Consider the following 23,413-nt stretch of genomic DNA (forward strand, 5'->3'; position numbering starts at 1 on the left):
GGCTGGGAGTGTTTTCGACCACATCCCGATTCATCCCCAGGATCATGGCCTGCTCAAGCGTGGGTGAGGACGGTCTCTTCTTCGCAGATGCCGCCGATCCACTCACAATGCCCCGTTAGTGTGGTGGTTCTGCCCGCACCGGTGACCCTTTCGTGACCTTGAAGATATTGACCGCCGCACCGGGGGCAGACATGCACCTGGAGGTACCTGCCGTGTCCTTGTCCGCCGTCCTGTCGGCCGCCGATCCGTCGCCGACCCCCTCGGAGTCCGGGACACCGCGGGTGCCCTCGCTCCAGGACGCCCAGGAGACCGCCGGCAACGCCGCCGGCTGGGTCGAGGAGAACTGGTCGACGTGGCTCGCGATCGGGCTCAGGGTCCTGCTGGTCCTGGTGATCGCGACGGTGCTGAGAGTCATGGTGCGGCGGGCGATCACCAAGCTGGTCGACCGGATGTCCCGGACCGGCCAGGCGGTGGACGGCACCGCGCTCGGCGGTCTGCTGGTCAACGCCGAACGACGCCGGCAGCGCTCGCAGGCGATCGGCTCGGTGCTGCGCTCGGTGGCGTCGTTCCTGATCATGGGCACGGCCGCACTGATGGTCCTCGGCACCTTCCAGATCAACCTGGCCCCGCTGCTGGCCTCGGCCGGTGTCGCGGGTGTCGCGATCGGTTTCGGCGCGCGCAACCTGGTCACGGACTTCCTCTCCGGCGTCTTCATGATCCTGGAGGACCAGTACGGCGTCGGCGACACCGTCGACGCGGGCGTGGCGTCCGGCGAGGTGATCGAGGTCGGACTGCGGGTGACCAAGCTGCGCGGCGACAACGGTGAGATCTGGTACGTCCGCAACGGCGAGGTCAAGCGCATCGGCAACCTCTCCCAGGGCTGGGCGACCGCGGGCGTCGACGTCACGGTCCGTTCCGACGAGGACCTGGACCGGGTGAAGGCCACGCTGAGCGAGGTCGCCGAGAAGATGGGCAAGGAGGAGCCCTGGAACGAGCTCCTGTGGAGCCCGATCGAGGTGCTCGGCCTGGACTCGGTGCTGCTGGACTCCATGGTGATCCGCCTCTCCGCGAAGACCATGCCGGGCAAGTCCCTGACCGTGGAGCGGGAGCTGCGCTGGCGCGTCAAGCGGGCCTTCGACGCGAGGGGCATCCGGATCGTCGGCGGCGCCACGGCCATGGAGGACGTGGCGGCCCCCGACCCCACGGCGGGCGTCGCACCTCCGTCGGTCTACTCGAGCACGATCTCCCCGCAGTCGGCGGCGGCGTCCCCGCTGCCCCCGCCGAGCGCCACGAAGTAACCGCCGGCCCCGAAGGGCGGCACCCGGAACTCCCCGGGTGCCGCCCTTCCCCGTACCGCTCCTGACGCTCCCCGGGTGGGAACCGAACTGATTTCCCGGGCGTGTTCGTGGGCAGGGTGGGGGCGGAATCTCCGGCGATCGCGCCGCGATCGGATCAAGATCGCGCCAAGGCCGGTGCATATGTCCCTCGCGGCGGCGATACTTGCCGCGAGGGATGACCATGGGGGAGGTCACATGACACACACACCGAACAGCACGGCGCCACCCGGCACCGGCACGCCCGTGCCCACGCTGCCGGCGGTACCGCCCCAGCCCACCCCCGCCACCGTCCCCACCCCCACCGCGCCACCGCCGGACGCCCGCCGCACCGCCTTCGCCGAGGGCGTCGACCGCCTCCGCAAGGCCGCCACCACCGAACCCGGCCGCCTCCGCATCATCGGCGCGGTCCTCGCCGCCCTCGTCGTCGCCTTCGGCGCGGTGACCGCCTGGCAGATGGCCGACCGGGCCGCGGCCGCCGACGACGTCCTCACCAGCAGCCAGCCCCTCAGCTCGGACGCCGCCGACATCTACCGCTCCCTCGCCGACGCCAACACCGCCGCGTCCAGCGGCTTCCTGGCCGGCGGTCAGGAGACCGCCGCCTCCAGGGACCGCTACGAGAACGACATCCGCACCGCCGCCGCGAAGCTCGTCAACGCCGCGGCCAACTCGGACCCCGACTCCCCCTCCGCGAAGACCATCACCGAACTCAACCGCCTGCTCCCCGAGTACAAGGGCCTGGTCGAACGCGCCCGCACCTACAACCGCCAGGGCTTCCCCGTGGGCGGCGCCTACCTGCGGTACGCGAACGAGAAGATGCAGAAGGAGATGCTCCCGGCGGCGGAGGACCTCTACACCAAGGAGAACCAGCGCCTCCGCGACGACTACGCGGACGCGACTCCCCACCCCTGGCCCGCCATCGCCCTCGGCGTCCTCGCCCTCGCCGCCCTCGCCTGGGCGATGCGCCGCACCTACCTGCGCACCAACCGGGTCCTCAACCACGGCCTGGTGGCGGCGACGACGGCGGCCACGGCCGTCCTGCTCTGGCTGACGGCCGGCCACGCCCTCGCCCGCTCCGGCCTGAACGACTCCTACGACCACGGCGTCCGCTCGCTCAACGTGCTGCACGACGCCCGGATCGCCTCCCTGAAGGCGCGGGGCAACGAGAACCTGACCCTGGTGGCCCGCGGCGCCGAGACGACGAAGGTCGGCGACGAGACGTTCGACGCCTACGACCACGACTTCGGCCGCGACATGGACACCCTCGCCAAGGGCCTGACCCGCGCGGAGCAACTCGCGGACGACGACAGCGGCGAGAAGCCGGTCGACTCGGCGGTGGGCAACATGACGGAGTGGAAGAAGCGCCACGCGGCGGCCCGTGAGCAGGACGAGAACGGCAACTACCAGCAGGCGCTGGACATGGTGATCGGCCCGAAGGGCGCGACCGGCGAGTGCTTCGACAGCGTCGACAAGAACCTGGCCGCGGCGCTCGCGCACGAGGAGAAGGAGTTCGAGCAGGCGGCCGGCGACGGCCGGGACGCGCTGACGGGCCTGCCGGCCGGCGCGGCCGTGCTCGCCGTGCTGGGCGCGGCCGGCGCGGTGCTGGGCATCGGCCGCAGGCTGTCGGAGTACCGATGAACGGACGCGTGAAAGAGCCGAAGGGGGCCATGACGATGGTCGCACGACACCTGCGGGCCCGTCTGAAGGGCTGGGGCGGCGTGGGCGCGATGGCGACCGCCTGCGCCCTGGCACTGGTCTTCGCGCTGGTCCTGACCTGCGCCGGCGCCCCGGCCGGCGCCCCCTCGAAGACCACCGGCCAGACCGTGTCCCACGCCGCGCGGGCCGAGGCGGACGAGGACTGCACGGCCCCGGAGAAGCAGACCCTCTCCCCCGACACCGCCGACGGCCCCACCATCGAGGCGATCAAGAACCGCCGGGGCGAGAAGCGCAAACTCATCGTGGGAGTCGACCAGAACAGCTACCGCTGGGGCTACCGCGACCCCAACAGCGGGGAGGGCGGCACCCTCGAGGGCTTCGACATCGACCTGGTGCACCGCATCGCCGAGGACATACTCGGCGACCGGGACGCGGTCCAGTTCAAGGCGATCCCCACCGACCAGCGCATCCCGGCGATCAAGGCGGGCCGGGTCGACATGGTCGTCCGTACGATGACGATCAACTGCGACCGCATCGAGGACGTGGCGTTCTCCGCGCCGTACTTCAAGACGGGCCAGCAGGTGCTGGCCCCGAAGTCCTCACCGGTCGAGGGGTACGACGAGACGCTCGCGGGCCGGGAGATCTGCACGGCGGCGGGCTCGACCGCGTACACGAAGCTGGAGGCGGACAAGGAGGCGGGCAGGCTGCCGGCGTCCGCCGACATCCGCACCACCGTTCCCAACCAGCTGGACTGCCTGGTGCGGCTGCAGCTCGGCGAGGTCGACGCCGTGGTCACCGACGGCGCGCTCGCGGCCAGCCAGGCCGCGCAGGATCCGACGGTCCGGCTCAAGGGCGAGGCCTTCACGACCGAGTACTACGGCGTGGCGATGAAGAAGGACGCGGACGACCTGGTCCGCCGGGTCAACCGGATCCTGGTGGACTTCCGCGCGGACACCACGGACGGCTGGCAGGACGCGTACACCGAGTGGCTCTCGGCCACGCTGGGCGCCGACTCCTCCGGGTCGAGGCCCCCGGCCCCGGAGTACCTGCGCGAGAGCTGACCCCCGGGCGACGACCCCGGCCGGACACACCCCAACCGTCAACAACCCCCCAGCGAGAGGTGATCGATGGCCGACACGGATCCCACCGGGCCGGTGATGGACCGGGACGAGGTGGACCGTGCGCTGGCGCGGCTCGGCGCGGAGCACGAGGCGATCGAGACCTCGCTCCTCGCCCTGCAGGACCACGCGGGCCGAAGACTCCTGGAGGGCGCGCGGCTCACCGGCATCACCGAGGAGCGCTGGACGGCCACGGAGGCGTCGATCACGCTGCTGTGGACGTACTTCGACGCGTACACGGACGCGCTGCGCACGGCCCGGGACATCCGGTCCCGCCGCCGCTGGTCCAGCCGTGAGGACCTGGTGGAGCTGACGGAGCTGCTGCGCGGCGACGCGGTGACGGTGGCGGGCGGCGCCGCGGCGACGGCCGGCGTGCCGGCCCTCCACGCCGCCCCCGGGAAACTCAGCGAACGCTACTCGCTGGCCGCTCTCGTCGACCGGATGAACGAGCTGTACGCGACCTCGCTGGACATGGTCGTCGCCGCCGACGCGGTGTGGTCGGCGCTGCCCGCCCGGATCGATCTGCTCGCCGCCGAGCTCCAGCGCACCAGCCGGCTCGCGCACTCGGTCGGCGTGCGCCCGGGCGAGCATCCGGCGGGCGACGACCTGGAGCGGATCACCCGCACGCTGACGAGGCTGCGCGAGCAGGTGGTGTCCGACCCGCTGGCGTACTGGAAGCGGGCGGAGGGCAGTTCGGCGCCCGGCGGCGGACGGCCCGACACCACGGTCTACGACCGCGAGGCGCGCGCGCTGGAGGACGTGCGCCGGGAGATCGACGCGGTGCTGACGGTGCGCCAGGACGCGGAGAAACGCATCGTCAGGCTGCGGGACGTGCTGTCCCGTGCCGACCGCACCCTCGCCGAGGCCCGCACCGCGCGCGGCGAGGTGCTGGCGAAGATCGCCGCGACGGAGGTGCCGGTGGTCAGCGGACCGCCGACCGTGCTGCAGGAGCAGCTGTCGACGGCCGCGGAGTACCGCAGACACGCCCAGTGGCACCGCCTGTCCCCGCTCCTGGAGTCCCTCGAGCAGAAGGCGGAGGACGAACTGCTGCGCGCCCGCGAGTCGTTGACCGCGGTGACGGCACCGCTGGCGGTCCGCGCCGAGCTGCGCGGGCGGCTGGACGCGTACAAGGCGAAGGTGGCCCGGCACGGCCTGGCGGAGGATCCCGTCCTGGTGGAGCGGTACGAGAAGGCGCGCCGGATGCTGTGGAGCGCGCCCTGCGACCTGCGCGCCGCCGACCGGGCGGTGCTGCGCTACCAGCAGGCGGCCACGGAAGTCCTCGGCACGGTGCCGCGGGTACCGGGCCAGGGAACGCCCGACGACCGGAGGGGGCCCGGCGCATGAGCGACAAGGGGGAGGCCGCGTCATGAGCGAACCGGAGAACGGGCAGGCGCGACGCACTTGTCAGCGCCCCGGCTGCGGCGGCGCGTACGAGGACGTCGGCGGCGGCGAGCTGTACTGCGACACCTGCGGCCTCGCCCCGGTGGTGTCCCCGACCGGCATGGTCGGCTCGGCCCCGACCGGCATCACGGCGGGCGGCCGCGACTCGCGCGGCTCGGCGGGCAGCGGACGCTCCAGCGGTCGCAGCGGTCGCAGTTCCCGCACGTCGTCCCAGTCGTCGAAGTCCCGCCGTTCGGTCTCCGGACGGCTCTCCCGCTCGGTGTCGGGCCGGACCACGGGCCGCTCGGTGTCGGTGCGCAGTTCCGGCGCGGGCGCCGGCTCGTCCGGCCGGGGCCGCCTCGGTGCCGGTCTTGTCGAGGTGCCGCCGATCCCGCGCCCCGATCCGCGCGCGATGGTGCTGGAGAACCCCGAGGTGCCCGAGCGGAAGCGGTTCTGCTCGCGCTCGGACTGCGGGGCGCCGGTGGGCCGGGCCCGCAGCGGCCGGCCGGGGCGCACGGAGGGCTTCTGCACCAAGTGCGGCCACCCGTACTCGTTCGTCCCGAAGCTGCGGGGCGGCGACATCGTGCACGGCCAGTACGAGGTGGTCGGCTGTCTGGCGCACGGCGGTCTGGGCTGGGTCTACCTCGCCGTGGACCGGGCGGTCTCGGACCGCTGGGTGGTGCTGAAGGGCCTGCTGGACACGGGGGACCAGGACGCGATGGCGGCGGCGATCTCCGAGCGGCGCTTCCTCGCGGAGATCGAGCACGCCAACATCGTGCGGATCTACAACTTCGTGGAGCACCTCGACCAGCGCACCGGCTCCCTCGACGGCTACATCGTCATGGAGTACCTGGGCGGCAAGTCGCTGAAGGAGATCGCCAACGGCCGCCGCACACCGGAGGGCAGACGCGATCCGCTGCCGGTGGAGCAGGCGTGCGCGTACGGCATCGAGGCCCTCGAGGCGCTCGGCCACCTGCACAGCCGGAACCTGCTGTACTGCGACTTCAAGGTCGACAACGCGATCCAGACCGAGGACCAGCTGAAGCTGATCGACATGGGCGCGGTACGCCGGACGGACGACGAGGAGTCGGCCATCTACGGCACGGTCGGCTACCAGGCGCCCGAGGTCGCCGACGTCGGTCCTTCGGTGGCGTCGGACCTGTACACGGTGGCCCGTACGCTCGCCGTCCTCACGTTCGACTTCCAGGGCTACACGAACGTCTACGCGGACTCGCTGCCCGACCCGGACACCATCGAGGTCTTCCGGCGGTACGAGTCCTTCTACCGCCTCCTGGTCCGCGCCACCGACCCGGATCCGGCCCGCAGGTTCGCCTCCGCGCAGGAGATGACCGAGCAGCTGACGGGTGTGCTGCGCGAGGTGGTCTCCCTGCAGTCGGGCCGCGCCCGCCCCGCGCTGTCCACGCTCTTCGGCCCGGAACTGCGGGTGACGGACACGGAGTTGTTCCCCGCGCTGAACGGTGACGTCTCCCGCCTCGGCACCCGTCCGGACCGCCCCCGCAAGGGGGCACCCCACGCGCTCCCGCCCGCCGCCGGCGCCTCCGCCCTCGTCAAGCCCGTCGACTGCGCCGCCGCCGCGCTCGCCCTGCCCGTGCCGCACGTCCACCCCTTCGACCCCAACGCCGGTTTCCTCGCGGGTCTGCTGACGTCCGCGCCCGGTGAGCTGATCAACGCGCTCGCCGCCGCGCCCGCCCCGTCGGCGGAGACCCGGCTGCGCGAGGTCCGCGCCCGGCTGGAGACCGGCGAGTGGTCCACCGCGCTGGCGGCGCTGGACACGCTGGAGGAGCGGGACCCCGACGACTGGCGGGTGGTCTGGTACCGGGGGGTGGCCGCGCTCGTCACCGGCGACCACGAGGGCGCCGCGCTCGCCTTCGACGCGGTCTACGACGCGTTCCCCGGCGAGATCGCGCCGAAGCTGGCGCTCGGCGTGTGCGCGGAGGTGCTGGGCCAGTTGGACAACGCCGCCGAGTACTACCGCCTGGTGTGGTCGACCGATCCGAGCCATGTGAGCGCCGCGTTCGGGCTGGCCCGGGTGCAGTTGGCGGCCGGGGACCGCGGCGGCGCCGTACGGACGCTGGTGTCGGTGCCGGAGTCCTCCATCCACTACACGGCCGCGCGGGTGGCGTCCGTCCGGGCGCGGCTGCGCGGGCGTGCGGCCGCCGCCGGTGACGTACCGTTCCTGGACGACCTGACCGCCGCCGCCGGGCAGGTCGAGGCCCTGGAGGCGTACGGTCTGGACCCGGCACGGCGCGAGCTGTTGTCGGCCGAGGTCCTCGGCTGCGGGCTGGACTGGGTACTCTCCGGGGGCCGGGGTTCCGCCCCTCCCGCCGCCGGGGGACGGACGCTGCTCGGCAGCGGTCTGGACGAGCGGGGCCTCCGTTTCGGCCTGGAGCGTTCGTACCGCACGCTGGCCCGGCTGGCGCGCAGCGGCGAGGAGAGGATCGACCTGGTGGAACGTGCCAATCGTTACCGCCCCCGGACGTGGGTGTAGTTGATGTCGCAGATGCCTCAGCAGGCCGCTCTGTCGAAATGCCCGAGCTGCGAGGAACCCCTCGAGTCGGGTGATCGCTTCTGCGGCGCGTGCGGATACGACCTGTCCGCGGTCCCCGCACGGCCGCGGGACGAGCCGACGATCGCCATGAACGGCTCGGTGCCGTCGCAGGCCCCGGCGGAGCGTGGCCGGCCCCGCCCGCCGTCGGCCCCGCCCGCCGCACCGGCCTGGCCCGCCCCGGACGGCCCCACCGTCCCACCGGCCCCCCGCCCGGACGGCCTGCCCGCAACGAACGCGGACGGCTCCCCCCTGCCCGACGCTCCGGCCGGCCGGGGAACACCGGCCCAGGGCACCCCCGTACCACCGCCCCCGGCGCCCGGCGCCCAGGGTGCCCCTGTGCCGCCACCGGCTCCGGCCCAGGGCACCCACGTGCCGCCGCCCCCGGCCCAGGTGACGCCCGTGCCCCCGTCCCGGGCCGAAGACACCCCCGTGTCACCGGCCTTGACGCAGGGCGCCGTACCACCGCCCCCGCCTGCGGCACCCGCCGCGCCGTCGTCCGGGGTGCGCTTCGACCGGCGTACGCAGCCGGAGGAGCAGGCCGCCGCCGACCGGCCGGCCGCGCAGCCCGACGAGTACCCGCTCCAGGCGCCGGACCCGCGGGTGACGGCCGAGCAGGGGCCGGCCGCCGGTGGCGCCGCGGTGTGCGTGGCCTGCCGTGCGGGCCGGGTCGACGACGACGGCTACTGCGAGAACTGCGGTCACGCCCAGCCACGAGAGCGGGACCACATGGAACAGGAACGCGGCCCCGTGGCCGCGGTCAGCGACCGCGGACTGCGCCACCACCGCAACGAGGACGCCTTCGCCGTGAGCACCACGGCGCTGCCCGACGGCTCCCCCGCCTCCGTGGCGATCGTCTGCGACGGCGTCTCCTCCGCCACCCGCCCCGACGAGGCGTCGCTCGCCGCCTCCCGCGCGGCGAGCGAGTCCCTGCTCGCGGCCCTGCCGCGCGGCACGCACCCGCAGACGGCGATGCACGACGCGATCGTCGCCGCCGCCGACGCGGTCAACGCGCTGGCCGACGCGCCCGCGGCGGCCGGCGAGCACGCCCCGCACCAGAACGCCCCGGCGTGCACGATCGTCGGCGCCGTGGTGACGACCGGTCTGCTGGTCGTCGGCTGGGTCGGCGACAGCCGCGTCTACTGGGTGCCGGTCGACCGCTCCGCCCCGGCGGCCCGGCTCACCGAGGACGACTCGTGGGCCGCGCAGATGGTCGCCGCGGGCCTGATGGGCGAGGCCGAGGCGTACGCCGACCGGCGCGCGCACGCGATCACCGGCTGGCTCGGCGCCGACGCGTACGAACTGGAGCCGCACACCGCCTCGTTCAAGCCCGACCGGCCCGGTGTGGTCGTGGTCTGCACGGACGGCCTGTGGAACTACGCGGAGTCGGCCGACGAGATGGCCGAGGCCGTGCCCGCGGACGCGGCCGTACGGCCGCTGCACGGTGCCCGGGTACTGGTCGGCCACGCCCTCGACGGCGGGGGCCACGACAACGTAACAGTGGCCCTCGTGCCGTTCCCGGCCGTCCCGCAGGGGGCAGGATCGGCCTGAGGGGCCGCTTACGGGAAGCCCCTCGCGGGGAAGCCTCAACGGACCGGAGGGGACCGGTCCGTCATCCGTCGTCGCCCCGCGCCGTCGGGGCATCCAAGGGGGAGCGAACAGGGCATGGCCAATTTCTCGAAATCGAACGTGCCGCAGTTCTCGGTGGACGTGTACCAGAACGAGTACCTGCCGGAGGGCGGCCGCGAGGTCAACGCCATCGTCACGGTGACCGCGACCGGCGGCGGCACCATCGGCAGCGCGGTGGCGGCGCCCCACCTCTACCCGCCCGGTGAGGGGCCGTCGGCGGCCGTGGTCCTCATGGTCGACTGCTCGGGCTCGATGGACTACCCGCCGGCCAAGATGCGCAACGCCCGCGACGCGACGGCCACCGCGATCGACTCCCTGCGCGACGGCGTGAACTTCGCGGTGGTCGGCGGCACGCACGTGGCCAAGGAGGTGTATCCGGGCGGCGGCGGTCTGGCGGTCGCCGACGCCGGCACGCGGGAACAGGCCAAGCAGGCGCTGCGGAAGCTGAGCGCGGGCGGGGGCACGGCGATCGGCACCTGGCTGCGGCTGGCCGACCGGCTGCTGGCGTCGGCGGACGTGGCGATCCGGCACGGCATCCTGCTCACCGACGGCCGCAACGAGCACGAGTCGCCCGAGGACCTGAAGGCGGCGCTGGACGCCTGCGCCGGACGGTTCACCTGTGACGCCCGCGGCGTGGGCACCGACTGGGAAGTGAAAGAAGTCACAGCCATCGCCTCCGCCCTCCTCGGCACCTCCGACATCGTCGCCGACCCGGCCGGTCTCGCCGCCGACTTCACGCGGATGATGGAGACGGCGATGGGCAAGGAGGTCGCGGACGTCTCGCTGCGGCTGTGGACCCCGGTCGGCACGACGGTGAGGTTCGTCAAGCAGGTCGCACCGACGGTCGAGGAGCTGACCGGCCGCCGCACGGAGGCGGGTCCGCGCGCGGGCGACTACCCGCTGGGTTCCTGGGGTGACGAGTCCCGCGACTACCACGTCTGCGTCGAGGTGCCGCCCGCGGACATCGGGCAGGAGATGCTGGCGGCCCGGCTGTCGCTGGTGATTCCGCAGCCGTCCGACGGCGGCGTGCGCAACCTCGGGGCGCAGGGCCTGGTCCGGGCCGTGTGGACGGACGACATGGCCGCCTCGACGTCGATCAACCCCCAGGTCGCCCACTACACCGGGCAGGCGGAACTGGCGGAAGTCATCCAACAGGGTCTGGATCTACGCAAAGAGGGAAACATCGGCGGAGCGACGGCCAAACTGGGCAGGGCCGTGCAGCTCGCGAGCGCGTCCGGCAACGCGGATACTGCGAAACTGCTTGCGAAGGTGGTGGACGTGGTCGATGCCGCGACGGGTACTGTGCGACTGAAGGCGAAGGTCGAGGAGGCCGACGAGATGACGCTCGAGACTCGGTCGACGAAGACTGTTCGTGTGAAGAAGTGATCCGTAAGTAGTCGAGCCTGGCCCCTCGGGGTTGGAGAAACCGGCCGGAACCGGCCGGACGAGGAGAGGGGGAAGCGCCGACATGCCGACCTGCCCGAACGGACACCAGTCGGGTTCCGACGACTGGTGCGAGGTGTGCGGTCACCGCATGGCGGGTGCCGTGCCCCCACCTCCTCCCCCACCGCCCGCACCCGGCGGCGGCTACGGATTCCCGCCGCCCGGCGGCTCCGCCGACGGCCCTGGCGGCCCCGGTGGTTTCGGCGGCCCCGGCGGCGGCCGTCAGGAGCTGTGCCCGCAGTGCCGTACGCCGCGTGAGGGCGCGGCGCCGTTCTGCGAGGAGTGCCGGTGGAACTTCCTGACGAACACGGCGACCTCCTACACCCCGGCCGCCCCGCGCCCGCCGGCCCCCGGCCCGGGTCCGGGTCCGGGTCCGGGCGGTCCCTTCCAGCAGCCGCCCGGCGGACCGTCGTACGGCGGTGGTGACTCGTACGACTACCAGGGCTCGCGTCCCTCGCAGATGAACCGCCCCGCCGAGCCGATCCCGCCGGGCCCGGCCGGCTTCGGCGGCGACCCCTCACGACCCGTACCGCCCCCGCCCGGCCCGGGCGGACCTGGTGGTCCCGGTGGACCTGGTGGATTCGGTGCTCCCGGCGGGCCGAACGGTCCCGGCGGCTTCGGTGGGCCCGGTGGGCCTGGTGGGCCTGGTGGTCCGAACGGTTCCGGTGGGCCCGGTGGCCCGAACGGTCCCGGTGGGTCTGGCGGCTTCAGTGGTCCCGGCGGCCCGAACGGCCCCGGTGGGCCCGGCGGCCCCGGTGGGCCTGGTGGCTTCGGTGGTCCCGGCGGACCTGGTGGCCCGAACGGCCCCGGCGGCCCGAACGGCCCCGGTGGGCCCGGCGGCTTCGGTGGGCCCGGTGGTCCGAACGGTTCCGGTGGGCCCGGTGGCCCGAACGGTCCCGGTGGGCCTGGCGGCTTCAGTGGTCCCGGCGGACCTAACGGTCCCGGCGGCCCCGGTGGGCCTGGTGGCTTCGGTGGTCCCGGCGGCCCCGGTGGCTTCGGTGGTCCCGGCGGGCCTGGTGGCCCGAACGGCCCCGGCGGCCCGAACGGCCCCGGTGCTCCGCAGGCGTTCCAGCCCGGGTCGTCGGCCCCGTCCGGATTCCCGCAGGAGACCGGCCGCCCCCAGCCGGGCGGGCCGCCCTTCGGCGGCGGTGACGACGACTGGGTGATCTCCCCGCCGACCGGCGGTCCCGGCGGTCCCGGCCCTGGGCCCGGCGGTCCGAACGGCCCCGGTCCGCGCGGCGGTTACGGCTACCCGCAGCCCGGTGCGACCCAGGCGCCGCCCGGACCCGGCGGCTTCCCGCAGCAGCCCCGGCCGCCGCAGGGCCCGGCGACCTGGACCGCGACCATCGGTCCGGACCGCGAGTACTTCATGGCGATGATGCAGCGCTCCGGCCCCGAGGCCGCGGGCCTGAACCTGCCCGCGTACTCGCCCGAGCAGCAGCGCACGCTCACCGGCAACCAGATCACCATCGGGCGCCGCCGCCACTCCACCGGCGACACCCCCGACATCGATCTGTCGACCCCGCCGGAGGACCCGGGCGTCTCCCACCAGCACGCGGTGCTGGTGCAGCAGCCGGACGGCACGTGGGCGGTCGTCGACCAGAACTCGACGAACGGCACGACGGTCAACGGCTCGGACGAGCCGATCCAGCCGTTCGTCCCGGTCCCGCTCCAGGACGGCGACCGGGTCCACGTGGGCGCCTGGACGACGATCACCGTCCGCCGGGGCTGAACGACAGCCCCAGGCGGCGGGCACCGGCCGGACGTGCGTACCTCCGGGGTCGTCCAGCCGGTCGCCCTCGGCGTCGGCCGTGAGGCCGTAGCGTTCGCGCTGCGGCCTCCCCCCGCGCTCCCGGAGGTCGTGGCGTTCGTCACCGCCGGCGACGCCCACGCAGGAGGACGGCACGGACAGGTGGCGCGGCACGGCGGTGAACGCCTCCCGTCACACCGGGTCGGCGTCGAACGCCCCGCTCGCACCGATCTCCCGCACGAGCGCGGCCCGCACCTCACGGGTCCCGTCCGCCCACCTCTCCGCAGTAGGCCGGTCCTAGGCCTCGAGTCCTATGCCGCCGCGTCTGAGACCATGGACGACGTGACAGAGATTCGGCGCGGCACGCTTCAGGAGCAGACCTTCTACGAGCAGGTCGGCGGGGAGGAGACCTTCCGCCGGCTCGTCCACCGTTTCTACCAGGGAGTGGCCGAGGACCCGCTGCTGAAGCCCATGTACCCCGAGGAGGACCTGGGCCCGGCCGAGGAGCGGCTGGCGCTGTTCCTCATGCAGTACTGGGGCGGTCCGACCACCTACAGCGAGAACCGCGGCCACCCGCGCCTGCGGATGCGCCACGTCCCGTTCAAGGTCGACCGGGCGGCACACGACGCCTGGCTGAAGCACATGCGCGACGCCGTCGACGAACTGGGCCTGTCCGAGGAACACGAACAGACCCTGTGGAAGTACCTGACGTACGCGGCGGCGTCGATGATCAACTCCCCGGACTGAGACAATCCCGCCGGCACCGTCCAGCCCTTCCGGGGAGCTTGAGGAGCGGGGCTCCAGGGGGCAAAGCCCTCCTGGAGCGGACGGGACGGGAAGGGCGGTGAGCGGCCGGTCTCAGCGCACGCTGAGGCCCAGCGCCCCGAGCCCCGCCCGGCGCACGGCGACCGACCCGTAGGGCGTACGCAGCCGGAGCCAGGACCCCGAGGAGAACAGTCCCTGTTCGCCGCCCCGCAGGAACCCCAGCGACTGGGCGGCGTGCACCGCCCGCACCGGAAGCCCGGTCTCCGCGACCGTGCGGGACCAGATCTCCCGCCCGATCCGGTCGAGTTCGGCGCGGGTGCGTCGCTCGGGCGCCAACTCCTCCGTACGGGACCGGAACTCCGCGACCGACGCGGCGACGAGCCCGCGCAGCTCCTGCGGCGCCGGCAGCCCGGACTCGGCCTGCCAGCCGCCGCGCGGCGGCAGCACCCCGGCCCACGGCGGACCGGTCACCGCGCCCGGCACGACGGCCGTGGCGGCGGACTCGTCCACCGACTCCAGCAGCTCACCGGCGGACACGGTCACGTCCAGCGCGACGTCCAGCCCGTTCTCGTAGGGCTTCGCGAGCCGTACGGCGCGGATCGCCAGCACCTCGAACGACGGGGGCCGGCCGAAGACGGCGAGCGCCGTGCCGGCCGCCTGCAACCGCACCGCGGCGGAACGGTCATAGTGCAGCAGCCGGGAGAGGAAGGCCGCGAGATCCGCGGCCTCCCCCTCGTCGGCGAGGTGGAGCACCGTCATGCGGCGACGGCCTCCTCTTCACCGGCGGTGTCGTCCGTGTACTCCCGGAGGAACTCGCGCTCCTCCGCGGTGATACGGCGCGGACGCTGCGCCTCGAAGTCGAACGGCACTATCACCGTCGACGCGCGGACGTAGACGAGGTCGTCGTCCTTCACCTCGTAGGTGAGGGTGAAGGACGCCGCCCTGATCTCCGTGACCCACAGCTCGATGTCGACCGGGTGGTGCCGGTGGACGAGCTGCCGCTTGTAGTCGATCTCGTGGCGCGCCACCACGGACCCCTGCTTGAAGTCCTTCTCCGGGCGGAACAGGAAGTCGATACGGGCTTCCTCCAGGTAGCGGAGGAACACCACGTTGTTGACGTGGCCGTACGCGTCCATGTCCGCCCAGCGCAGCGGGCAGCGGTAGATGTGCCGCAAGAGATCAGCCCCGGGTCAGCTTCTTGTAGGTGGCGCGGTGCGGACGCGCGGCGTCCGCACCGAGCCGCTCGACCTTGTTCTTCTCGTACGACTCGAAGTTGCCCTCGAACCAGAACCACTTGGACTCGCCCTCGTAGGCGAGGATGTGCGTGGCGACCCGGTCCAGGAACCACCGGTCGTGGGAGACGACCACGGCGCACCCGGGGAACTCGAGAAGGGCGTTCTCGAGGCTGGAGAGGGTCTCGACGTCGAGGTCGTTGGTCGGCTCGTCGAGGAGCAGCAGGTTGCCGCCCTGCTTGAGGGTGAGCGCGAGGTTCAGCCGGTTGCGCTCACCGCCGGAGAGCACCCCGGCCGGCTTCTGCTGGTCAGGACCCTTGAACCCGAAGGCGGAGACGTAGGCCCGCGAGGGCATCTCGACCTGGCCGACGTTGATGTAGTCGAGCTCGTCGGAGACGACGGCCCACAGGGTCTTCTTCGGGTCGATGTTCTCGCGGCTCTGGTCGACGTACGAGATCTTGACGGTCTCGCCGACCTTGATGTTCCCGGAGTCGGGCTCCTCGATGCCCTGGATCATCTTGAACAGCGTGGTCTTGCCCGCGCCGTTGGGGCCGATGATGCCGACGATGCCGTTGCGCGGCAGCGTGAAGCTCAGGTCGTCGATGAGGAGCTTGTCCCCGAAGCCCTTGGTCAGGTTGTTGACCTCGACGACCACACTGCCCAGCCGCGGGCCCGGCGGGATCTGGATCTCCTCGAAGTCCAGCTTCCGCATCTTGTCGGCCTCGGCGGCCATCTCCTCGTACCGGGCCAGACGCGCCTTGGACTTGGCCTGCCGCCCCTTGGCGTTGGACCGCACCCACTCGAGCTCTTCCTTGAGGCGCTTCTGCCGCTTGGCGTCCTTCGCGCCCTCGACCTTGAGGCGGGTGGCCTTGGTCTCCAGGTACTTGGAGTAGTTGCCCTCGTAGCCGTGCAGCCGGCCGCGGTCGACCTCGCAGATCCACCCGGCGACGTTGTCCAGGAAGTACCGGTCGTGGGTGACGGCCACGACGGTGCCCTCGTACTTGGCGAGGTGCTGCTCCAGCCAGTTCACCGACTCGGCGTCGAGGTGGTTGGTGGGCTCGTCGAGCAGCAGCAGGTCGGGCGCCTCGAGGAGCAGCTTGCACAGCGCCACGCGGCGCTTCTCGCCACCGGAGAGGTTGGCCACCGGCCAGTCGCCGGGCGGGCAGCCCAGGGCGTCCATGGCCTGCTCCAGCTGGGCGTCGAGGTCCCAGGCGTTGGCGTGGTCGAGCTGCTCCTGCAGCTTGCCCATCTCGTCCATGAGCTCGTCGGTGTACTCGGTCGCCATCTGCTCGGCGATCTCGTTGAACCGGTCGAGCTTGCCCTTGACCTCGGCGACACCCTCCTGGACGTTCTCCAGGACGGTCTTGTCCTCGTTCAGCGGGGGCTCCTGGAGCAGGATGCCCACGGTGTAACCGGGAGTGAGGAAGGCGTCACCGTTCGACGGCTGCTCCAACCCCGCCATGATCTTCAGGACCGTCGACTTACCAGCGCCGTTCGGACCGACGACACCGATCTTCGCTCCCGGCAGGAAGCTCAGGGTGACGTCGTCGAGGATCACCTTGTCGCCGTGCGCTTTACGCGCCTTGCGCATGGTGTAAATGTACTCAGCCAAGAGAAACCGTCCGGCAGCTTGAAATCAGGCAGTGGGCAGATACACCCCATCTTGCCGCACCGCCACCCCTGGGCGGAAACGCATAGAGGCCGGGGGCTCTGACCTTGCGTTTCGCGGACGACGTCGGCACGCCACCTGTCACCGGCGGCCGGTGTCGACCGCTCCCGGACCCTCTCGCACGCCCCGGGGACAGGTGTCTCAGGGAGCCGTCTGCTGACCCCGGCGGCCGAGGACGCAGAACTCGTTGCCCTCGGGGTCGGCCATGACGATCCACGACTGGTCGCCCTGACCGATGTCGACACGCTTCGCGCCAAGGGCTTCGAGGCGGGCCACCTCGGCGTCCTGGTCATCGGGCACGAAGTCGAGGTGCAGTCGGCTCTTGGCCTTCTTGGCCTCGTCGAGCCGGATGAACTCCAGCCCCGGCAGACGATCCGGCTCGGCGCGGATCGTGAACTCCTCCTCGGAGGAGTGGACCACGACCCAGTCGAGAGCCTCGGCCCACCACTGCCCCAGGGCCACCGGATCCGCCGAGTGAACGATGACATGCTGCCACTGCAAGGTCATCGGCCGAGCCTAAACCCGCCAGGGCTCGGAGAGCAGGTCCTTTTCCGTTTCCGTGCGGACCCGGTCGGCCGGCCCGGTGACGGTGTTCGCCGTCGTCGGCGTCCAGCACCACTGCGACCTCGCGTGGTCCGCGACGATCTCCACGTGGAGAAGGCCGCCGTCCGGGCCCTCCACGCCGAGGCAGGCGATCGTGCACCCCGGGACCGCCGAGTGGATCGGGGAAGGGCGCTCAGGCGCCGGAGGGGGTGTTCCCGCGGCGGGTGACGACCAGGCCCGCGCCGCCGAGGACGACCAGGGCGATGGCGGTGCCGGCGATCCACGGGGTGGCGCCGGAGGAGCCGGTCTCGGCGAGGTTGGTGTCGGTGGGGGTGCCGGCCAGGGGGGTGGGGCTCGGGCCCGTGAGGGTGTGGGTGGTGGTGCCGGTCTCGGCGGCTCGGGTGAGGCAGTCGAGCATGCCGGTGAACCGCTGCTCGAAGCCGACCGGACCCGTGACCGTGAAGTCGTACGGCCGGTCCTCGCTCAGCGGAACCGTCACCGTCCGGGACTCTCCGCCCGCGACGGTGTGCTCGGCACCCGCCAGTTCGAAGGTGAACGGCTCGTCGTCCTGGTTGGTGACGGTGACGTCCACACCGCCCTCGGCGCAGTTCTCGCGGGCGGACAGCGCGGGTATCGCGCCCTTGAGCGCCCAGGTGGCACTCGCCGTCGCCGATACGGTCGACTCGCTGGAACCGGCGAGGATCTGTGTCTGGCTGCGGCTGTCGGAGACGAAGGCACGGCCGACGGGCACCGTGGTCGATGCCTGCGCGGTGAGCTCCGCGGTGTCCGGCGCCGCGTCCTCGGGCACCTCGAAGAAGATCTGGCTGCCGTCGGCCGCGGTGGTGACGGGCTCGCCGTTCTCGTCCACGATCCGCACCCCGCTCGTGGCGGCGTCCGCCGGCGGGGAGATGGTCACGCTGCGCGCGTCCGTGCGCACCGTCACCGGACCGACCGGCTCACCCGGGCGGCCGGAGACCGCGGGCGGGTCCAGGGCCAGCGACGCCTTCGGCTCCTCCTCGTTGCGGGCGTTCTCCTGCAGGTAGTCGGCGAGCTGCTCGGCCTGGGGGTCGGCGGCGTCCACGGAGACGTCGTCGGAGTACCGCCAGATGGCCACCTGGGTGCCGGCCGCCGCGTCCTGCTCGGTGAGCCTGCCGCGTATGCCGGCCTTCTTCGCGAGCGCCGCGAGGTCGTTCACCTGCGGGTAGGAGTTCCGCAGGATCCAGCGGATCCGGCCGGCGTCCTTGTTGGCGCCCAGCGAGGTCCCGCTCCAGGCGGTCTCGTGGTACTTGGCGTCCTTCTGCGTGGGCGTCTGGATGTCGACGCAGTACGTCTGCAGCATGCCGCCGCCCTCGACGGACATCTCGAACAGTCCCGCCGACACCTGCTGGTCCCCGGCGGCGCCGCGTATCACGGCCGTGCCGTAGGTCTTGAGTCCGCCTACGGTCGCGGCCGCTCCGCTGTGATCCGGTGCCGTCTCCTCGTCGGCGGCTGCCGTCCCGGCACCGGCCAGTACGGCTGCGGCGACGAGTCCGGACACCAGCGTCCCTGCGGCGGGGCGGACCGCCCCGCGTCCGCGCGCGGGCCCCGCGGAGAACGAAGAAAACACCGAAATCCTTCCCGGGCGGGACCCGTTGACGTGGGGGGTGATGGTCCCACCAGCAGAATCACCGGCCCCGAGAGTCCCGGGAGCCATGCCCGGCATCCTAAGGAGACGGCGATGCGCGCTTGCCGATGATCGCGTCGGAGGAGTGATCCGACTCGGAATCGTTATCGCGGAAGCCGCCGCGAGCGGGGCTTATCGACAAATCCACCCGGGATGGTTCGGGGCGCATCTGCCGATAAGCCTCAGTTCGGTCAGCACCGGTGTCGAGGCCGGGTCGCTGACCTCATGTCACCGCCGCCGGCTCCGGGTGCTGTTGGGGCGCGGTTCCGTCCGCGGTCGCCGAATTCTCCGGTTCGCTTTCCCAGTTGGGCTCGGGACGCTCCGGCGTGGGGGCCCGCTCCGGTCGCTGCGCGCGCCGGAAGGCGGCCGTGCCCCGGGCGAGGTCGTGACCGATCGACACCGCGTCGATGTCCGCCGACATCCACCCCTGCTGTCCCTCGCGCGTCTCCGAACGCACCTTCAGCCGGCCCTGCACGATCACCGGTTCGCCCACCGACAGCGACGCCGCCGCGTTGGTGGCGAGCTGCCGGTTCGCCCACACCGTGAAGAAGTTGGTGTGTCCGTCCGCCCAGGCGCTCTTCTCCCGGTCCCAGTACCGGGACGTGACCGCGATCCGGAACCTGGCCGCGGGGCCGGACGCCATCTCCCGGTACACCGGCCGCGTCGCCACGTTGCCCACCACGCACACCATCGTCTCGTTCATCGTGTTTCCCTCCCTCGCCCGCCCGCCGGCTACGACACCGGCGCCGGGCCGGTACGCGTACGGGTCCGTCCCGTACGGCTGCCGTCCGGCAGGGCGACCGCGAACCGTCCCGCGCTCGCCGCGAAGCCAGACTGCCTCCGCCGGGCCGGGCCCGCTGAGCGCTGTGGACCACCTCCGGCCTGTGGACATCCCCGCCACCCGAACGAGGCGTTCCGCCCCGGATCCGCCTTACCCCGCCGGCGTCAAGCGCGGCCGGTCCCCGCCCCCACGACCCGCCCGTACTGCTCCCGTACCTCCCGGTAGCGCAGCAGCTCCGCCGCCACCGGATCCAGGACGCGGGCCCGCCCGCACCCCGCGGCCGCCTCCCGCAGCCGTCTCTCCGCCTCCTGCCCGTACCGCCGGGCGGGCCCCCGGGCCGCCATGCGGCAGCTCCACTCGACGAGCGGGCCGCCGACGATGCCGATCACCATCAGCAGCACCGGCACCCCCAGGTTCGGCGCCATGATCCCGATGATCTGCGCCAGCAGCCACAGACCACCGACGAACTGGAGGACCGTCATCGACACCTGGGCGAACACGGCCAGCGGCCACCACCCGGGCCGCGGCGGCCGCCCCGGCGGCAGTCCCGCGCGTACGGCCAGCTCGTCCAGCGCCTCCGGCAGGCCCTGGGAGCCGCGTACGGCCGCCTCCCGCACCGCCTGTGCCCACGGCGCCGGCAGTCCGGTACAGGCGCGGTCGGCCACCGTGCGTACCGCCTGTTCCACGCGCTGGCGGGCCGTCGTCTCCTCGTCGGGCTGACCGCGCAGGGCGACCCGGCCGGTGGACGGCTCGCTCCGCTCCTGGCACCAGCGCCACAGCCGCAGCCAGGGCGTGCCGCACGCGCGGCCCGCGTTGCGCAGCCACGCGCGTTCGGCCGCCTCGCCCGTGGCGGTGGCCCCCACGGCGTCCGCGAGCCGGTCGGCGAACTCCTCGCGCGCCTCCTCGCTCAGTCCGGTGCGCCGGTGGGTGGCGTACACGGGCCACAGCCGGGCCGCCGCGATGTCCACGTCCGCGGAGATCCGCCGGGCCGGGGCCCCGCGTTCGGCCACGAACCGGGCGAGCGATTCCCGCAGTTCGCCGACCCCGTCCCCGGTGAGCGCGGACAGCGCCAGCACGGTCGTGCCGGGTTCGCCGTACTCCCCCAGGGCGATGCCGTCCTCGTCGAGCAGTCGCCGCAGATCGTCCAGGACCTGCTCGGCGGCCTCCCCGGGCAGCCGGTCGGTCTGGTTGAGGACGACGAACATGACCTCCGCGTGGGCCGCCATGGGCCGCAGATAGCGCTCGTGCAGCATGGCGTCGGCGTACTTCTCCGGGTCGACGACCCAGATGACCGCGTCGACCAGTCCCAGGACGCGGTCCACCTGCTCCCGGTGCTGGACGGCCGCCGAGTCGTGGTCGGGCAGGTCGACCAGGACCAGTCCGCGCAGCCGCTCGTCGGCGTCCGCGGTCGCCTGGAGGGGGCGCCGCCTGAGCCGGGGCGGGATGCCGAGGCGTTCGATGAGGCTCGCCGCGCCGTCGCTCCAGCTGCACGCGATGGGTGCGGCGGTGGTCGGCCGCCGTACACCGGTCTCCGAGACGGGCACTCCGGCCAGCGCGTTGAACAGCTGCGACTTGCCGCTGCCGGTGGCGCCCGCGAGGGCGACGACGGTGTGCTGTCCGGAGAGCCGGCGCCGCGCGGTGGCCTCCTCCAGGACCCGGCCCGCCTGCGCGAGGGTCCGGTTGTCGAGCCGGGCGCGGGAGAGCCCCACCAGCTCGCGCAGCGCGTCGAGCCGCGACCGCAGCCACGGGTCGTACGCGAGCGGGGTCACGGTCTGCGGCGCGGGTGTGCGGGCTGCCGCCACCCCGCCCTGCTCCTCACCGGCGCTCTCGTCCACCCGGCGCGCGATCAGCCCGTCGTCCCAAGGGCTCGCGGTGTCCGTACGGGGTGGTCCTCCGGCGTCGCGGTCGGAGTGCTCGGGGTGCTCGGGGTGCTCGGTGTGGTCCTGGTCAGTGACGGCGGTCACCGGTCACCTCTCCTTCTGCAGTACGGACAACGCGGCGATGAGTTCGGCCTGGGGCTCCGCGTGCACCTCGAGCGCGTCGAGCGGGGCGAGCCGGCGTTCGCGTTCGGCGTGCATGACACGGTCCACGTGTTCGACGAGCAGCCGTCCGCCCCGGTCGCGCAGCCGCAGCGCGCCGTGGGCGCCGATCCGCTCGGCGAGCCCCTCCCCGGCGATCCGGGCCCGGCGGCCGCCCAGCAGGGCCGTGGCGACCAGCGCGGCGACCGTCTCGGGGTCGGGCGCGGCGCTGCGGTCCAGCTGCCGCACCTCGTCCTCGGCGTACTCCTCGATCTCGCGCCGCCAGCGCCGTACGGCCAGCCCGATGCGGTGCTCGGCGCTCTCGGGCGCGGTGTCACGGCCGGCGAGCTCGGGGGCGGCCGCCGCGGGTTCGCGCCGCCAGGCGTCGTCGACGCGCTCGTCGGCGGCGGCGACGGCGCACAGCAGCAGCGCGCCCAGACTCTCCACCAGGGTGTCGAGGAGTTCGCCCGGGGTGCAGTCCAGGGGGAAGGCGCGCCACCGTCTGAGCGCGTCGCCGGCGAGTACGGCCCCGGCCTGCAGCCGGCCCCGCACGCGCGCGTGCTCGCTGTCGTACGCCCCGTCGACGGCGGCGGTGAGCCGCAGCGCGGCCGCGTACTGCGCGGCGGCGGCACCGGCCAGTCCGGGCATGCGGGCGTCGAGGGAGGCGAGGACGCCGTACGCGGTGCGGGCCATCACGTGCTGCCGGGCCGCGGGATCCAGCGTCTGGTGGACCAGCCAGGTCCGCAGCGAGGCCACGGCGGTGGCGGGCAGCAGTCCGCCGCCCCAGGCCGACTCGGGCAGCTCGGGCACGGTGAAGCGCGGTACGTCGCCGAGTCCGGCCTTGGTGAGCAGGGCGCCGTACTGCCGTGACACCTCGGAGACGACCTGGTGGGGTACGCGGTCCAGGACGGTCACCAGGGTGACGTCGTACTCCTTGGCGGTGCGCAGCATGTGCCAGGGCACGGCGTCGGCGTAGCGGGCGGCGGTGGTGACCATGACCCAGATGTCCGCGGCGCTGATGAGTTCGGCGGCGAGGACCCGGTTGTCGGAGACGAGGCTGTCGATGTCGGGCGCGTCCAGGAGGGCGAGGCCGGGCGGCAGGGTGTCGGCGGTCTCGACGCGCAGCACCCGCGCGGGGTTCTCGCCGGGCAGGAGCAGGTCGTCCGCGGGGTCCCGGTGGTGGGGCACCCACACGCGCGTGAGGTCGGGCAGCACCCTCATCCCGCTGAACCAGTGGTGGTCCTCCGGATGGCAGACGAGCACCGGCGTCCGGGTCGTGGGCCGCAGCACGCCCGCCTCGCTGACCCGGCGGCCCACCAGGGAGTTCACCAGGGTGGACTTCCCGGCTCCGGTGGATCCTCCGACGACGGCCAGCAGGGGCGCTTCGGGGTCTCTCAGCCGGGGCACCAGATAGTCGTCGAGCTGCGCGAGCAGTTCGTCGCGGTTGGCACGCGCGCGTGCGGCCCCCGCCAGGGGCAGCGGGAAGCGTGCGGCGGCGACACGGTCGCGCAGGGCGGAGAGTGCGTCGAGCAGCTGGGGCCGTACGTCCAAGGTCACCACATGCGAAGAATGCCCAATTTTGGGGGAATTCTGAAGCATATGAGTATGCCTGCGCGCCGACAGGACACAACGGACGGAAGGGACGACCGCGACGCATGCGCGCTCCAGGCATAACGAGTGCACAACACCCGGTGCGCGAGAGACCGAAAACGGTGCACGATTCGTACCTGCCTGCGATTATCAGGACCGCTTCACCGAACCTCCACATCGAGCCACGGAGGCGAGGCAACAGGGGCAAGGATGCGGGAGCCCTATCCTTGTCTCCGGCGACGTCACGGACGGGCCCGGACCCGGGCACCGCGACGA

17 protein-coding genes are annotated in these 23,413 nt (G+C 73.0%); 9 read left to right on the plus strand and 8 right to left on the minus strand.

The window, feature by feature from the left end; all coding sequences use genetic code 11:
• Positions 1-212 precede the first annotated feature (212 nt).
• The 9 genes from ACFXAE_RS29560 to ACFXAE_RS29600 all read left to right on the plus strand — a co-directional run bounded on the left by ACFXAE_RS29560 (position 213) and on the right by ACFXAE_RS29600 (position 13,623).
• Entirely contained in the window at positions 213-1,298 is a 1,086-nt protein-coding gene (locus ACFXAE_RS29560; protein ID WP_384720412.1) for a mechanosensitive ion channel family protein, read from the plus strand.
• Between the two features lie 234 nt (positions 1,299-1,532).
• Entirely contained in the window at positions 1,533-2,972 is a 1,440-nt protein-coding gene (locus ACFXAE_RS29565; protein ID WP_384720415.1) for a hypothetical protein, read from the plus strand.
• Between the two features lie 35 nt (positions 2,973-3,007).
• Positions 3,008-4,051, plus strand: a complete 1,044-nt coding sequence (locus ACFXAE_RS29570) for a glutamate ABC transporter substrate-binding protein (protein ID WP_384720418.1) — start codon at positions 3,008-3,010, stop codon at positions 4,049-4,051.
• 66 nt (positions 4,052-4,117) lie between these two features.
• Positions 4,118-5,452, plus strand: coding sequence for a hypothetical protein (locus tag ACFXAE_RS29575; protein ID WP_384720421.1), 1,335 nt, complete (start codon positions 4,118-4,120; stop codon positions 5,450-5,452).
• 22 nt (positions 5,453-5,474) lie between these two features.
• A complete protein-coding gene (locus ACFXAE_RS29580) occupies positions 5,475-7,997 on the plus strand; it encodes a tetratricopeptide repeat protein (RefSeq protein WP_384720424.1) in 2,523 nt (840 codons plus the stop codon).
• 3 nt (positions 7,998-8,000) lie between these two features.
• Positions 8,001-9,605: a PP2C family serine/threonine-protein phosphatase gene (locus tag ACFXAE_RS29585; protein WP_384720427.1), complete on the plus strand. Its 1,605-nt coding sequence runs from the start codon at positions 8,001-8,003 to the stop codon at positions 9,603-9,605.
• A gap of 114 nt (positions 9,606-9,719) precedes the next feature.
• Positions 9,720-11,069: a VWA domain-containing protein gene (locus ACFXAE_RS29590; protein WP_384720430.1), complete on the plus strand. Its 1,350-nt coding sequence runs from the start codon at positions 9,720-9,722 to the stop codon at positions 11,067-11,069.
• 82 nt (positions 11,070-11,151) lie between these two features.
• Positions 11,152-12,858, plus strand: coding sequence for an FHA domain-containing protein (locus ACFXAE_RS29595; RefSeq protein WP_384720433.1), 1,707 nt, complete (start codon positions 11,152-11,154; stop codon positions 12,856-12,858).
• Between the two features lie 351 nt (positions 12,859-13,209).
• A complete protein-coding gene (locus tag ACFXAE_RS29600) occupies positions 13,210-13,623 on the plus strand; it encodes a globin (protein ID WP_384720436.1) in 414 nt (137 codons plus the stop codon).
• A 111-nt stretch (positions 13,624-13,734) separates the two neighbouring features.
• On the opposite strand, the gene ACFXAE_RS29605 is transcribed toward ACFXAE_RS29600, so the two are convergent.
• From ACFXAE_RS29605 to ACFXAE_RS29640, 8 genes are all read right to left on the minus strand, one after another.
• The gene (locus tag ACFXAE_RS29605) at positions 13,735-14,400 is read right to left on the minus strand and encodes a hypothetical protein (protein ID WP_384720438.1); all 666 of its coding nucleotides are present in this window, start codon (positions 14,398-14,400) and stop codon (positions 13,735-13,737) included.
• Complete coding sequence (locus ACFXAE_RS29610; protein ID WP_384720441.1) at positions 14,397-14,816, minus strand: acyl-CoA thioesterase; 420 nt, start codon at positions 14,814-14,816, stop codon at positions 14,397-14,399. Before ACFXAE_RS29610 ends, ACFXAE_RS29605 begins: the two co-directional genes overlap by 4 nt.
• Positions 14,817-14,820: 4 nt before the next feature.
• Positions 14,821-16,485 carry an energy-dependent translational throttle protein EttA gene (ettA, locus tag ACFXAE_RS29615; protein ID WP_384720444.1) on the minus strand — a complete coding sequence of 555 codons (1,665 nt, stop codon included), beginning with the start codon at positions 16,483-16,485 and terminating at the stop codon, positions 14,821-14,823.
• Between the two features lie 198 nt (positions 16,486-16,683).
• The gene (locus ACFXAE_RS29620) at positions 16,684-17,049 is read right to left on the minus strand and encodes a VOC family protein (RefSeq protein WP_384720446.1); all 366 of its coding nucleotides are present in this window, start codon (positions 17,047-17,049) and stop codon (positions 16,684-16,686) included.
• Between the two features lie 229 nt (positions 17,050-17,278).
• Positions 17,279-18,691 (minus strand): TQXA domain-containing protein, encoded by a 1,413-nt coding sequence (locus tag ACFXAE_RS29625; protein ID WP_384720449.1) that lies wholly within the window; start codon positions 18,689-18,691, stop codon positions 17,279-17,281.
• A gap of 280 nt (positions 18,692-18,971) precedes the next feature.
• Positions 18,972-19,451, minus strand: a complete 480-nt coding sequence (locus ACFXAE_RS29630; RefSeq protein WP_384720452.1) for a single-stranded DNA-binding protein — start codon at positions 19,449-19,451, stop codon at positions 18,972-18,974.
• 242 nt (positions 19,452-19,693) lie between these two features.
• Positions 19,694-21,493, minus strand: coding sequence for a GTPase (locus ACFXAE_RS29635; RefSeq protein WP_384720455.1), 1,800 nt, complete (start codon positions 21,491-21,493; stop codon positions 19,694-19,696).
• A gap of 3 nt (positions 21,494-21,496) precedes the next feature.
• Positions 21,497-23,107 carry a dynamin family protein gene (locus ACFXAE_RS29640; protein WP_384720458.1) on the minus strand — a complete coding sequence of 537 codons (1,611 nt, stop codon included), beginning with the start codon at positions 23,105-23,107 and terminating at the stop codon, positions 21,497-21,499.
• Positions 23,108-23,413 lie beyond the last annotated feature (306 nt).

This window comes from Streptomyces sp. NPDC059454 (assembly GCF_042749965.1).
Lineage (GTDB): Bacteria > Actinomycetota > Actinomycetes > Streptomycetales > Streptomycetaceae > Streptomyces.